11 protein-coding genes are annotated in these 13659 nt (G+C 40.5%); 6 read left to right on the plus strand and 5 right to left on the minus strand.

The window, feature by feature from the left end; genetic code table 11:
* Positions 1-353, plus strand: a 353-nt coding sequence (locus R1T16_RS13895) for a hypothetical protein (RefSeq protein ID WP_317501721.1), incomplete at its 5' end; no start/stop codon positions are given.
* Here the strand turns inward: R1T16_RS13895 and R1T16_RS13900 are convergent.
* Complete coding sequence (locus R1T16_RS13900) at positions 332-2812, minus strand: T9SS-dependent choice-of-anchor J family protein (protein WP_317501722.1); 2481 nt, start codon at positions 2810-2812, stop codon at positions 332-334. The genes R1T16_RS13895 and R1T16_RS13900 overlap by 22 nt on opposite strands.
* A gap of 174 nt (positions 2813-2986) precedes the next feature.
* Between R1T16_RS13900 and R1T16_RS13905 the strand changes: the two genes are divergently transcribed.
* Positions 2987-3715 (plus strand): metallophosphoesterase family protein, encoded by a 729-nt coding sequence (locus R1T16_RS13905; protein WP_317501723.1) that lies wholly within the window; start codon positions 2987-2989, stop codon positions 3713-3715.
* Between the two features lie 610 nt (positions 3716-4325).
* On the opposite strand, the gene R1T16_RS13910 is transcribed toward R1T16_RS13905, so the two are convergent.
* Complete coding sequence (locus tag R1T16_RS13910) at positions 4326-4658, minus strand: hypothetical protein (protein ID WP_317501724.1); 333 nt, start codon at positions 4656-4658, stop codon at positions 4326-4328.
* 86 nt (positions 4659-4744) lie between these two features.
* On the opposite strand from R1T16_RS13910, the gene pheS reads away from it, so the two are divergent.
* The 3 genes from pheS to R1T16_RS13925 all read left to right on the plus strand — a co-directional run bounded on the left by pheS (position 4745) and on the right by R1T16_RS13925 (position 8084).
* The gene (pheS, locus tag R1T16_RS13915; protein ID WP_317501725.1) at positions 4745-5764 is read left to right on the plus strand and encodes a phenylalanine--tRNA ligase subunit alpha; all 1020 of its coding nucleotides are present in this window, start codon (positions 4745-4747) and stop codon (positions 5762-5764) included.
* Positions 5765-6040: 276 nt separating this feature from the next.
* Entirely contained in the window at positions 6041-7462 is a 1422-nt protein-coding gene (locus R1T16_RS13920) for a hypothetical protein (RefSeq protein WP_317501726.1), read from the plus strand.
* Between the two features lies 1 nt (position 7463).
* A complete protein-coding gene (locus R1T16_RS13925; RefSeq protein ID WP_317501727.1) occupies positions 7464-8084 on the plus strand; it encodes a DUF6705 family protein in 621 nt (206 codons plus the stop codon).
* Between the two features lie 72 nt (positions 8085-8156).
* Here R1T16_RS13925 and gdhA read toward each other — a convergent pair whose 3' ends face one another.
* The 3 genes from gdhA to R1T16_RS13940 all read right to left on the minus strand — a co-directional run bounded on the left by gdhA (position 8157) and on the right by R1T16_RS13940 (position 13005).
* Positions 8157-9500: an NADP-specific glutamate dehydrogenase gene (gene gdhA, locus R1T16_RS13930; protein ID WP_317501728.1), complete on the minus strand. Its 1344-nt coding sequence runs from the start codon at positions 9498-9500 to the stop codon at positions 8157-8159.
* A 199-nt stretch (positions 9501-9699) separates the two neighbouring features.
* Positions 9700-12528, minus strand: coding sequence for a GH92 family glycosyl hydrolase (locus tag R1T16_RS13935; protein ID WP_317501729.1), 2829 nt, complete (start codon positions 12526-12528; stop codon positions 9700-9702).
* A 69-nt stretch (positions 12529-12597) separates the two neighbouring features.
* Complete coding sequence (locus R1T16_RS13940; protein ID WP_317501730.1) at positions 12598-13005, minus strand: hypothetical protein; 408 nt, start codon at positions 13003-13005, stop codon at positions 12598-12600.
* A 138-nt stretch (positions 13006-13143) separates the two neighbouring features.
* Between R1T16_RS13940 and R1T16_RS13945 the strand changes: the two genes are divergently transcribed.
* Positions 13144-13623, plus strand: coding sequence for a copper resistance protein NlpE (locus R1T16_RS13945; RefSeq protein WP_317501731.1), 480 nt, complete (start codon positions 13144-13146; stop codon positions 13621-13623).
* The last annotated feature ends 36 nt before the right edge of the window (positions 13624-13659 follow it).

Here is a 13659-nt window from a genome sequence, read left to right on the forward strand (position 1 = left end):
TAATTACTTTTACCCTAACATCATGTTTTTCCATATCGTTGACATTTATTAGTCAACTTTTTTCAGGACGAGACAGACTTATAAAAAATCCCGCCACACGGCGGGATCCTTTCCTCAAAAAATTAAATCTTAAAAAAGCCTCAGCTCTTTCAAGAGCATGCATCGGCCAATATATTCAGCAAGCTGAATATTATACAGCCTTTGCGCCGGTAACAATTTTAGTAGTTTATGTACAGTTTAATTTAAGTTGGGAAATAGATATATTTCCTGAATGTTACAGCATACAGGAATCTAATGATAAATCCGGGATGCATAACATCCCGGATTTTTGTTATCGTTTGATTATTTTGTAGTTGGCACTTCCTGTATTAGTAGTAACCTTTACAAAGTAAATGCCGCCTGTTAATGCATCTGTGTCTATAACATTTGCATTTGCCGAAAGGCACAACCTGCCGTTAACGTCGTTTATGGTAACCGATTTTAATTCGCCATTTACAACATCAATCATAAGCTGGTCTTTAACCGGGTTAGGGTACAGCCTTGCTACAGCAATTTTATTATCATTAAGTCCGGCAAGGGCAATAACCTTAGTCGTTGCAGTATTAGTTACAATGGCCGGATTAAAGTCAAAATAAATTTCGGCAGTATTAGATATAATATCGTTCAACCCGAAACCTGCTTTAGGTTTTATTTTATACGTAATGTATCCATGGCTTGCAGGCTCGTTTGAGGTACTGTCCGGCAAATGAATTTTATCGTATTCAAATTCAAGAAAATCATCAGTCCTTTTTACTGTATAGTTATGGCTTGACACCAATGGTTTAAACGTTTCCCAGTCTAAAAGAGCATCCAGTGTATTTTCAAGTTTTATATCTATGGCTTCTGCAGTACCTGTGTTTTGGAAACGAATAGTATAAGTCAGATAATCATCAGCCTGGTCTTCAAAAATTTCTGCACCTTCATGAACAGTGATATCGTTAGGGTCATACGAATTTACAATAGTCTGGTTTAGCACAGATGTATTATTCTCTGGAGTAACATCATCTGTAACTTCAGTAAGTACTGCATCAAAATGCAATACCTCACCGCCTATGTTAACAGGAGGCATCATGACATTAAATGTAATATCGCCGTTCTTTACAGAGAAAGGCTGGATAGTACCAAGGTTTATAGCCAGGGTTGCTTCGGCTGCTACGGTATTAGCATATTCTGAAGCTGCATACGTTATCCTTGTATCATCAAAAGAAAGGTTAAGCATTACATTATCCTGAACGGTACTTCCGGCATTGTGTGCAATAATGCGATATATGGCAGGCAGTCCCGGCCTTGCAGAACCAACAGGCACAATAAGTACTGAAAGATCGCTAGCTGCAGATGGCTGCGTTAAGCAATGGGTAATAGTTACAGCATCTATATCTACACTAAAGGTTACATCCTGCACTAAAGGGGCTGCAGGTGTAAAATACTGTGGGGCAACTACCTGAAGGCTTAGATTAGTAACTCCATCTTCAATGTTAAATAATTTGTATTCGCCCTCGTCATTAGTATAAACCGAATACGGAGTACCTCCATTTGCCGTTACCTGAACTTCCACATACGGAATTCCGGCCGCACCTTCATCGCACACCCCGTCGCCATTTGTATCATATGTAACCTTACCTGTTAAGATATTATTATCTATCGGAGCAGGTATTTCAGGATAAGAAGCAGACCATGGACTTATACCCCCATCGACACAATGAGACCTTACATAAAAATAGTAGTCAACGCCCGGCTGGAGGTTTACCAAGGTTGCCGTATTTGATGCCGTATTACCTGTTGGTATATTACCTGGCGGAAGGGTAGAAGTGGTTAAAAGATAATCATAAGAGACTGCTTCCATATCATCCCAAGTGTAGGTAACACTGTTTAAGCCCGACTCAGAAATTGTAATACCTGTAGGTACAGGACAAGTGCTGTTGCTAAAGTAGAGAGGACCCACCCATGGACTTTGCCCGCCATCCTGGCATATTGCCCTCACATAGTATTTATAAGATGTGTTAGGGGCAAAAGGGCTGCCGTTTGTTGTAGTAGTTACAGTTACCGGCAAAGTGCCGTTATGTATAAATCCTATGCCCGTAGGCACAGAAGTTTCAGATACAATATCAATTTCCCAGCTGGTGGCATCGCCAGTTTCGGTCCAGTTCAGGGTAGCCGATGTAGCAGTTATATTTGTTGCTGTAAGATTAGCTGGTGCCTGACAGGCGTTTATCATAGAAACATCATCTATAAGCCACCTGTCGGCATCGTCGCCCTCCATTACAAATGCAATGTGTACGCTTGTACCGGCATAAGTAGCAGGAATACCTACCAATTTCTCGGTATATTCTGTTTGTACCGGGTTAATTTCTAATTCGGTAGCAGAATATAACTCTGTAAAGCTGCTAAGATTTGCCGAATCAGATCCAATCATGACCTTGTAAATACCGCCCTGGTCTCCTGCTATGGTAAGCCTTGAGTAAAACCTTACTGAAAAATTTTGTGCATTAACCGGCACATTTACAGCGGGCGAAATAAGCCAGTCTTTTGGTGTGGCATTGCCCGAAGGAACATTTTCTTTGTTCATGAAAGCAGCATGATTGCCCCCATACGGTGGAGAACCGGGATCTGTACTCTGAACCCACGTATATGCAGGGCCGTGTTCGTTGACAACAACCCATCCCGGAGGAGCGGCAGGCGTACCTGTCCAGGGAGATTCAAATCCTTCTACTGGAATCTGTGCGTAACCGCACAACGATACCATTGCCATCGCGGCAAGTAAAGTTTTTTTCATAGTTTATAAATGTTTAAGTTTAAGTGATTTAAAGTTAACTAATTTTTGCATCCGTTAACAAAATAAGTAATCACTTACAGTAATTTTTGCCAATTTTTCGACTAAACGCCAAATTTGTCATACGAATTACCTTCCAGTGCACTATCAATTTTAAAAATTTCGTAAACTTGTAGTATGAGCAGAACATTAGTTATAGGCGATATACATGGCAGTTACAAAGCTGTACTACAAATTATAGAACGTGCAAAGGTTACAGTAAACGATACACTCATTTTTTTAGGCGATTATGTGGATGGCTGGGGTCAGTCGCCGGAAGTAATAGAGCTTCTTATTGCATTAAAAAAAACACACAAATGCATTTTTATAAGGGGCAACCACGATGACTTGTTGCTGGACTGGCTTAAAACAGGTGAATATACCGAAGAGTGGTTTATTCATGGCGGAAGGATTACCGCTGATACTTATAACGCACTTACCGCCGAAAAAAAGCAGGAACATATAGATTTCTTTGACAGCCTAAGGGAATACTATCTTGACGACAAGAACCGGCTGTTTGTTCACGCAGGATTTTCGAGCCTTAATGGCGTAAAACACGAATATTTTACCAGAATGTTCTTTTGGGACCGTACACTTTGGGAAACCGCTATGGCTATGGATAAGACCCTGAAGGAAACTGACAAATATTTCCCTAAGCGCTTAACACTGTACAAAGAGATTTTTATTGGGCATACACCTGTAACACGCATAGGACATACAACCCCGGTTAATATGGCCAACGTTTGGAATGTGGATACCGGGGCTGCCTTTAAGGGGCCGCTTACCATAATGGACATTATAAGTAAAGAATACTGGCAAAGCGATCCTGTTTATACCTTATATCCTGAGGAAAACGGCAGAAATTAAGATAGCAACGCATTGACAACAAAACATAAAAAAAGCTGTACGGTTAGTACAGCTTTTTTTATGTTTTACAGTTCTTTGTGGGGGCAAATTACTGTTTGTGTTTGTCTCGCTGTGGGGGGCAGCAGCAGACGTATAAGCCAATCAATCAATCTTAAATCTGTAGCAAATATACGGCGGGTTTCAATGCCGGGAAAATTTTTGAGGTTAGTACAGTAATTGTGTCGGTAAAGCCCTAATTCCGATACGTTACTGCATAAAAAAAGCTGTACAGTTAGTACAGCTTTTTTTATGTTTTACAGCTCTTTGTGGGGGCAAATTACTGTTTGTGTTTGTCTCGCTGTGGGGGCAGCAGCAGACGTATAAACCAATCAACCAATCTTAAATCTGAAGCAAACATACGGCGGGTTTTAATGGCGTAAAAATTTTTGAGGTTAGTGCTGTAATTGTGTCGGTAAACGGTGTTTGAATAGAAGTATATGAACACAGGGGGTATGAATTAAAAAACCGGGGCAAGTAAGGGCCCCGGTCTTAAAGTAGTAGTAGTGTAATCTTTTGGCATTACGACCATTTTGCCTGATGAACAGGACTTAAAACAAACCAACCAACCAATCTATTTATCAATCAAAATCTTAATTCCTGAGACAAATATATAACGGTAAATACCGCTAAAATAATTTTTGAGGTTAATGCTGACAATGTGTAGGTTAACCCTGCTTTTATCGATGAACTGCACAGCCTTTGCAATAACGCGGAATAACTTTTTAAATTCAGGCAGCCGGGGTAAGGGATCACGGACTGCCATGAATTGTTTAGTATAAGCACCGGTGCTGCCGTTTTCCTCACAACAGGAAGCATCGTGTTGTATAATAGCAAACGCAAAACTTTTGCCGGTATTTAAAAATTGAGGTAAACGGGCATGATGTGCAGGTAAACCGTAACACATCTGCCTTTAAGCATAAAATTATACTATGGTATTGATAGCACAACAAATTTAAAATACCTAAATTTGCACCACTTTACAGAATAACAATGATAGATAAGATTAAAGGATATATTGCAGAGGCAGAAGCCTTTACTACTCAAAATAAAGAAGAACTTGAAGCGTTCAGGATTAAATTCCTTGGCAAAAAAGGACTTTTGAATGATTTTTTTGCCGAATTTAAAGCTGTACCTAACGAACAGAAGAAAGAATTTGGACAGGTAGTTAACCTTCTTAAAAAAACTGCCGAAGATAAAGTGGCATCTATTCAGGATGCGCTGGAAAGCAAAGAAGAATCAAAGGGAATCTATGGCGACCTTACGCGTCCGGGAGAGCCGTTCAGCATAGGTTCGCGCCACCCTATATCTATCGTTAAGAACCAGATCATAGACATTTTCTCTAATATAGGCTTTAACGTGAGTGAAGGCCCTGAGATTGAAGATGACTGGCACAACTTTACCGCGCTTAACCTGCCCGAGTACCACCCGGCACGCGATATGCAGGATACGTTCTTTATACAAACCAACCCTGATGTACTGCTTAGAACGCATACCTCATCAGTTCAGGTGCGCTATATGGAAGAGAACAAACCGCCTATACGTACCATTTCTCCGGGAAGGGTTTTCAGAAACGAGGCCATATCGTCGCGCTCGCACTGTATCTTTCACCAGATAGAAGGGCTGTATATAGACAAAGACGTTTCGTTTGCCGACCTTAAGCAAACGCTTTTATATTTTACGAAAGAGATGTTTGGCAAAAGCAAGATACGCCTTCGCCCGTCTTACTTTCCGTTTACCGAGCCAAGTGCCGAGATAGACATTTACTGGGGCCTTAAGACCGAAACTGATTACAGGATTACCAAAGGTACAGGATGGCTTGAAATAGGCGGCTGCGGTATGGTAGACCCGCACGTACTTACAAACTGCGGTATAGATGCTACAAAATACAATGGTTTTGCCTTTGGTATGGGTGTAGAGCGCATCGCAATGCTGCAATACCAAATAGGCGATATACGTATGTTCTATGAGAACGATGTGCGTTTCCTTGAGCAGTTTAAATCCAGTATATAATACAATTATTTATAACATCACACATCCCGCGCCCCACAGCGCGGGATTTTTGTTGCCTGCATTTCATCGTTAAAAAACGAATCTTATAAGTTTTAACGTATATTTAGCGAATTAATGAGGCCGTAAAAAATGTGAGTTATTTGTTTTTACTATTGTTTTGAAAAACAAACTCCTGCAGGTTTGCTGTTTTTAAATTAACCAATATAATTATTAACGTTATTTACGAAAACACATATAAATAAGCTACGGCCGTTGCTGTTGCTTACATTGCTATTTATGCTCACTAATTGCCAGGAGGAATTTAACGAGAATCAAAACAAAGCAAAAATCAATGAAGTAGGGTTTACTTCTCAGCCTTTTGCAAATTTTAAAGAGTTGCCTGGATTAATCAAGGAGACTATTGAAAGAAATTTTAAAAACTCAAGGGATTCAATCTACGATTTCACGATAGATAGTACTGAAGTCATGGTGTTTACTAATGAAATGGGTAGTTTTTACACGACGTCTATCCATCGAAATTATGAATATGCTGATAACAGATTTGAAAATCTTGTGATATGTGATAAAAGAGCGGAAAAGCAAGCGTACATTATAAATTATAAACCAGATCCTGAATATTATATTCGTAAAGATCAAACATATCATGCAGCATTTATAGGTAATATGGAAGTGTCCCGTATAGACTACAGGGCAATGCAGAAAGGAGCAATTACAACCTGCACAGATGTAACTGTCGCTTATTGTGGTAATAATCCTGGTACTGTAGCGGGAGCTGGATGTTATCATAATAAAGATGGAGGTAAGCATATATCTACAGTCACTTATACTAACTGCAAGACTTGGATAACAGATGACCCTGTTTTCTATGGTTTTGGCAAAGTCTATAATTCATTTGTGGATCTGAATCCGAGTGGAGTTAGTAGTCCTATTGGAAGTGGTTATTTGGGATCATCAGGATGGGGTGGTTACTATGATTCAAATATAATTCCAAGGCAAAATGGCCCTATTACGGGGCCTGTAAATTTTCTTCAGGAAGCTCACAATGATAATTGTAATTCTCTGAAAAAAATGATTTTGAATCAAAAAATAAAAAGCAAAATAAAAACTCTGCAAACTTTAACAGATCAGCCAAGAGAATTTGGATATAGTGACACTGCTGATCCTATTGAACTGCAACTTAATCAAGGTTCCTTGACATCAGTCAAATTAAAAGTTGGAGGGACATATTACGGGGGGTCTCATACACATCCTTTAGTCACAGCCCCAATGTTTTCGATTTCTGATATAATAGGCCTGGCAATATTAAAACAACGATATTTTAATCCAGAAGATCTAACTCAAGATTCAAAGTTTTTTTTCACATTAACGGCACAACATAAAAATGATCCAGCGACTGATACATTCTCGCTAAAAATTGACAATTATGCTCAATTTAAAGTGTTTTTAGATTCCTATATAAGTATGACTGATTTAGAAAGAGAAAAAATGGGATTAAATCTGAGAGATAAATATTCTGTAGTAGATAGCACTGATCCTGATGCAAGTAATAATTATCTTCTTGCACTACTTAAATACATGAATTCAGTTAACCTTAAAGGAGTTAGCGTATACAAAGCAACTGATGAAAATCTGACAAATTGGGAAAGGGTTGACTATGATTCTAAAAATAATTATGTTAAAAAAATACCCTGTAAATAATATGAAAAAATATATATCAGTATTAGGTTTGGTTTTGTTAATCTCCTTGAATGGTTTTTCGCAAAATGTAATTCCATTATATGGCAGTGATTTTGAACAGATAGATGTTCATTACAAAGATACCCATAACGATTTTGATAACTACACGGGCATCTGGAAATATACCAGCGGCTCCACTTCGTTGACAATAACACTGCAAAAAAAATTACAGCAAACAGTCTATAACTTTGACGGAAGCCAGTATCAAATGGATTTTATTGTTGGCGGATACAAATATGTTGAGAACGGTATAGAAAAAATAAATACACTAAGTCAGTTATCTCAAAATTTAGATATAATACAATATAGGATTTACGGTTCGTCAATAATCGCACCACATTCGATTTATTGTATGGATTGTGGACCAAATGACAGAAAGCTTTTATTAGGTTTCTCAGAACCTAACCGTCATATTGATGGCTATGAGCCTGAAATGCTATTCCAGAGAGCAGATAGCGGCGGTGTGCAAAAGCTAAAACTTATTTTTAGGACTACTTCCGGTGGATGGGAAGAAGAAGGTGTAACGCCTCAATACACAAGCTATACCATTCCTTTTGGGGAGTATGTTTTAGTAAAGCAGTAGCCTTCCAGCTTTAAAACAAAAAACCCTCCTTTGCCTGGGCAAGGGAGGGTTTGTATTTCTATAAGAGATAGTTTAGACCACGCCTTGAGCCAGCATGGCATCGGCTACTTTTACAAAGCCGGCAATGTTAGCGCCTTTTACATAGTCGGTATAACCGCTGTCATCGCTGCCGTAAGTAAGGCATGCCGAGTGTATTGCGGTCATGATATCTTTGAGCTTTTGGTCTACTTCTTCGCGTGTCCAGCTAAGGCGCAGCGAGTTTTGAGACATTTCAAGCCCCGATGTGGCAACGCCGCCCGCGTTTGATGCCTTGCCAGGGGCAAACAATACTTTTGCCTTCTGGAACGCTATAACAGCTTCAGGAGTGCATGGCATGTTAGCACCTTCTGCGATACAGATGCATCCGCTGTCTAAAAGCTGTTTTGCCTCGTCGCCGTTAAGTTCGTTTTGTGTAGCGCATGGCAGTGCGATATCGCATTTTATTTCCCATGGCTTGCCGTCGGCTACATATTTCGCCGAAGGATATTGCTTTACATACTCGCTAATCCTTCCGTATTTTTCATTCTTAAGCTCCATAACAAAAGCGAGCTTATCTTTATCAATTCCTGCTTCATCATAGATATATCCGGCAGAATCAGAAAAAGTAACTACTTTACCGCCAAGTTCCATGGCTTTCTCGGCAGCATATTGCGCTACGTTGCCCGACCCTGATACTACCACAGTTTTACCCTCAAAGCTTTCGCTTTTGGTCTCCAGCATGCTTTGTGCAAAATATACGCAGCCGTAGCCTGTAGCTTCGGGGCGTATAAGCGATCCTCCAAAGCTGATGCCTTTTCCGGTAAGCACGCCTGTAAATTCGTTCCTTATTCTTTTGTACTGGCCAAATAAATAACCCACCTCACGGCCGCCTACGCCTATGTCTCCCGCAGGCACATCGGTATCGGCACCTATGTGTTTGCAAAGTTCTGTCATAAAACTTTGGCAGAAACGCATGATCTCATTGTCTGATTTTCCTTTAGGGTCAAAGTCAGATCCTCCCTTTCCACCACCCATTGGCAATGTGGTAAGGCTGTTCTTGAACGTTTGCTCAAAAGCAAGAAACTTAAGGATGCTAAGGTTTACCGATGGGTGAAAACGAAGTCCGCCTTTGTATGGCCCTATCGCCGAATTCATCTGGATCCTGTAACCCCTGTTTACTTGTGTATTGCCTTTGTCATCAAACCAGGTAATACGAAACATGATTATCCTTTCGGCCTCTACCATTCGTTCTAAAAGCATTTTGCCTTTGTACTTTGGGTTGTTTTCTATAAAAGGGAGTACGGTTTCGGCAACTTCGTGAACTGCCTGTAAAAACTCGGTTTCATTAGCGTTTCTAAGCGAAACGGTGTCCATAAATGACTGTAAGCTATTGCTCATGTTTTGAGTGTGTTAGATTTTAAGAAAACGTTTTCGTAAATTTCGGCAAATATACATTTTTCTTAAAATCCTGTACAGTTGCTGCTCACAATTACATTCTCTGTATCGTTTTACCGCTAATGTATGGAATAAGTTTAACGAAAACTTTATCTAACTGTTGTTACTGCTGTGTTTTAACAAATATTTCTCATTGATTTAGCTATTTCACAACAATTTCATCAATAAATATAAAGGCATCACCGCCTGCCCCCTGATGCCATTCAGGCAGTTTGCCAAAGTTATACGCCTTCACTTTTATATAACGGGCTTTGGCATCCGCTAAATTTCCGTCAAACGATTGTATAACTACATCGCGCTCCTGAGGATTGACGGTATTGTCTACCGTTTTTGCAAGGATAAAGTTTATGTTATCAGCAGAAGTATAGTACTCTACTTTTGTTGGCATCAGTATCCATGCACCGCTATCCTGAAGAAAATTTGCCGAAACGTTGTTTAAAAGCATTACTTTTTGCAGATCGACAACCGCTTCAAAATCCTGCCCCTGATAACCCTGCCAGTCGCCTTTGCGCCAATTTTCGCTTCCCGTAATGCCGTCAAGCAGGGCATCATTGCCCCCGGCATGGTAACTTGGGTTATATTTTGACGCCAGGCTTATGGTGTAGTTATTTGGTTTCTTGATAAAATGAGCCGTAACAGGTTTGCTCATCATGCCCATATTGTCTATATGTGCCGTGATTTGAGAACTTTTATCAATATAAAATGCGCCTGAATATTTAGTCATTTCGGCTTTAAACAAGTCTTCAGGCTTTTCATGTATCTGATAAAATATCTCGCTTCCCGGTTCAGATGCCGTGATCTCAATCTTTAGTTTATCCGGAAACGAGCGGCTCTCTGCCTCAATAGACGGTACGGGAACAATAGGTCTCATGGTTTCGTTAGCAACAGATGTGTACAGGTTAGGAAAACCAAACAGATGCAAATGGTCTGATGTATCATTTTTTGTAATACTGTCTGATTTCCCGTTCTCAAAGTTCACTTTTACAAAGTCAAAGTAAGGTTCGGTAACCGTCCATCCCGGTTTTCCGGGTGTTACGGCATAAATACCCATGCTGCTAAGTACATACCAGGCACTCATCTGTCCGCAGTCTTCGTTGCCTATAAGTCCGTCTGGCGCATTTTTATAAAAGTTATCCAGTATGTAATGCACTTTCTCTTTTGTCTTTTCCGGCTGCCCTGCAAACGTGTACAGATAGGCCATGTGGTGGCTCGGCTCATTGCCATGGGCATACTGGCCTATAAGCCCTGTAACATCGGCCTGCTCGCGGCCTGTGGTAATGCTTGGCGCATTAAACATTTCGTCCAGTTTTGCTGCAAAGGCATCCTGCCCGCCAAAACCCTCTTCAATTAAGCCTGCAATATCCTGCGGAACAAAAAAGGTATACTGCCAGCTGTTGCCTTCGGTGTAATTGTTATTTATCTCTCGCGGATCAAAAGGTTTGTCCCATCCTCCATTTTTGCGTGGGCGCATATTTTTGGTTTGTGGGTCAAACAGGTTTTTCCAGCTTTGTGAGCGGGTCATAAAATAGTTATAATCGTCGGGCTTGTTCAGCAGTTTGGCCATTTGGGCAATGCACCAGTCGTCATAAGCATATTCAAGGGTTTTAGAAACGCTTTCATGCTCATCGTCTATGCTTATGTAGCCGTTTGCCTTGTAGGCATCAAGTCCTAAATGATCGAGCATAGCGCTATGCCTGGCGGCTTCAAAGGCTTTGTTATAATCAAACCCCTTAATATCTTTCGCCATGGCGTCGGCTATTACAGATGCCGAATGGTAGCCTATCATACAATCGGTCTCATTGCTTGCCAGTTCCCACACAGGAAGCCTTCCGCCTTGTTCATATTGTTTCAGGAATGTATTAATGAAATCGGTGGTGCGCTTCTGGTCAATAAGCGTATACAGTGGGTGCGCAGCCCTAAAAGTATCCCATAGCGAGAATACCGAATAGTAATCGAAACCGTCAGCTTTATGTATTTCATTGTCACGCCCGCGATACATGCCATCTATATCCATGGCAATATTGGGCTGCATCATGGTGTGGTATAATGCGGTGTAGAATATTGTAAGCTTATCAATGTTTTTTTCGCTGATCTCAATTTTATGCAGCTCTTTGTTCCAGAGTTTTTCGGCGGATGCCTTCACCTTGTTAAAATTAAATTTAGGCATTTCGGCCTTCATATTCTTGGCTGCACCTTCGTATCCGGTAGGAGAAAGGGCTACTTTAACCAATAATTTTTCGCCGGCTTTCACGTCTTTGCTGAAGCTTATAGCCAATAATGAACCTGCAAAGAACGTATCGGTAACCTTTGCCGGGGCAAAAGCGTTGTTATTCACTTTAGTGGTCTTTACAGGGCTGCTGAATTCTATACGGGCAAATACATACTGGTCTTTTGCCCAGGCCGTGCTTCGGCGCATTACCTCGATGGTTGTGCTGTTTATTACGCGTACCTCGCCCATAATAAGCTTGTCGCGGTGGTTCAGGTCAAGGATTATGTTGGCCTGCCCTTTTTTAGTAAATGTATATTGATGGAGCCCTACGCGGGGGGTAGCAGTAAATTCGGCAATAATAGCATCGTCGTTAAGCTTTACGCTATAAAAGCCTGCGGTGGCTTTTTCGTTAGGGTGCGAAAAAGCAGACGAGTAGTCTGCCTTATCAAGGCTTGGTTCGCCCATGGTAGGCATAAGCATGATGTCGCCATAGTCTGTACAGCCAGTTCCATTAAGGTGGGTGTGCGAAAAGCCGTAGATAATGCCGTCAGAATAATGGTAGCCGCTGCAGCCATCCCAACTGCCGTCTACACGGGTATCGGGGCTTAGCTGTACCATTCCGAAGGGCACTGTCGCACCTGGAAACGTATGCCCATGGCCGCCTGTGCCAATAAACGGATTTATATAACCGGCAAGGTTATCGGATTGCGAATATGCTAATAACGAGAAGAATAAGAATGCTATGAGTAATGACTTTTTCATTTCTAAACCTAAAATTTTGATAAAGATGTAAAATATTACCGACTTTACAAAGTTTCAGGTATAGCCAAACTACTCAATCATGATACCGTCCTTGAAAATGAGGGGCACCTCAGAAACATAATCTTCATGTATAGAATGGGCTTTAAAAGTATATGTCTTGTCGTATAGCACATTGTCTATAAAAAAGGTAACCATAAACTGATTGTCAAGCACTAATACGCTGTCTTCTATAAGCTCGATCTTAACGAAAGATACAGGGGCTATTTCTACAAATGCATGACGAAGCATAGATGTTTTGCGTGGCTCGCCATCTATAATACCAGATGCGCTTGATACTACCATAGCACCTTCAAGCGTAAAATCACTGTCGTTTATAAGATAGGCATACCAGGTTTTTTGCATAAAATCGTCATTCCATTCCTGTACGGCTGCTATATATACATTTTCTACCTGCGGGATTGTTATATCTTTTTTCATCTTGATTGTTGCTTAAGGGGCACAAAGATAATGCAAATACCTTATTCTTAAAACAGGGCAGATAGCTATAAATTTGTGCTTTTTTTGGGATTACAGGGCTTTCACTTTTTATAACTTTAAGTTACTAAAAATAATTGTATGAAACGATTGCAAATAATATGCCTTATCACGATAATAATGAGTTTTGCGGTAAGCTGTAAAGAAACTCCAAAAGAAAAAGAAGGGCAGCAGGATCAGGAAGTAGTGCCCGAAATGGTAACTAGTCCTGTAACACCATCTGTAGATTCAATGGCTTCATATACCGATTCAACTTCATGGACAGGTGCTTACAGCGGTGTGTCGCCCTGTGCCGATTGTCCAGGAATTAAAACCGATATTACCCTGAACCATGATAAAACGTATGTATTGCAGGAGCAATATCTTGAAAAAGAAAAAAATCCCCGTAGTTTTAAAGGTTCGTTTACGATTGACGAGACAAAAAAAGTTATTACCCTTGATGCTGAAGGCGACCATCATAAATTTAAAGTAATGGATGGCAAACTACGGTTACTGGATAAATTTGGCGATGAAAAACAGGGCGGCAAACCCGAAGATTTTGTTTTAGCTAAAATCAAATAGGCGTCTGCAGAATTAAATTATCAAACCTGAGGAATA

The organism is Flavobacterium sp. DG1-102-2 (genome assembly GCF_033042555.1).
Lineage (GTDB): Bacteria > Bacteroidota > Bacteroidia > Flavobacteriales > Flavobacteriaceae > Flavobacterium.

What these genes read in the sequence shown, in the direction of transcription:
- R1T16_RS13900 (WP_317501722.1), bottom strand. Translation starts at nt 2,812, where the DNA reads ATGAAAAAAACTTTACTTGCCGCGATGGCAATGGTATCGTTGTGCGGT.
- R1T16_RS13905 (WP_317501723.1), top strand. Translation starts at nt 2,987, where the DNA reads ATGAGCAGAACATTAGTTATAGGCGATATACATGGCAGTTACAAAGCT.
- R1T16_RS13910 (WP_317501724.1), bottom strand. Translation starts at nt 4,658, where the DNA reads ATGTGTTACGGTTTACCTGCACATCATGCCCGTTTACCTCAATTTTTA.
- pheS (WP_317501725.1), top strand. Translation starts at nt 4,745, where the DNA reads ATGATAGATAAGATTAAAGGATATATTGCAGAGGCAGAAGCCTTTACT.
- R1T16_RS13920 (WP_317501726.1), top strand. Translation starts at nt 6,041, where the DNA reads ATGCTCACTAATTGCCAGGAGGAATTTAACGAGAATCAAAACAAAGCA.
- R1T16_RS13925 (WP_317501727.1), top strand. Translation starts at nt 7,464, where the DNA reads ATGAAAAAATATATATCAGTATTAGGTTTGGTTTTGTTAATCTCCTTG.
- gdhA (WP_317501728.1), bottom strand. Translation starts at nt 9,500, where the DNA reads ATGAGCAATAGCTTACAGTCATTTATGGACACCGTTTCGCTTAGAAAC.
- R1T16_RS13935 (WP_317501729.1), bottom strand. Translation starts at nt 12,528, where the DNA reads ATGAAAAAGTCATTACTCATAGCATTCTTATTCTTCTCGTTATTAGCA.
- R1T16_RS13940 (WP_317501730.1), bottom strand. Translation starts at nt 13,005, where the DNA reads ATGAAAAAAGATATAACAATCCCGCAGGTAGAAAATGTATATATAGCA.
- R1T16_RS13945 (WP_317501731.1), top strand. Translation starts at nt 13,144, where the DNA reads ATGAAACGATTGCAAATAATATGCCTTATCACGATAATAATGAGTTTT.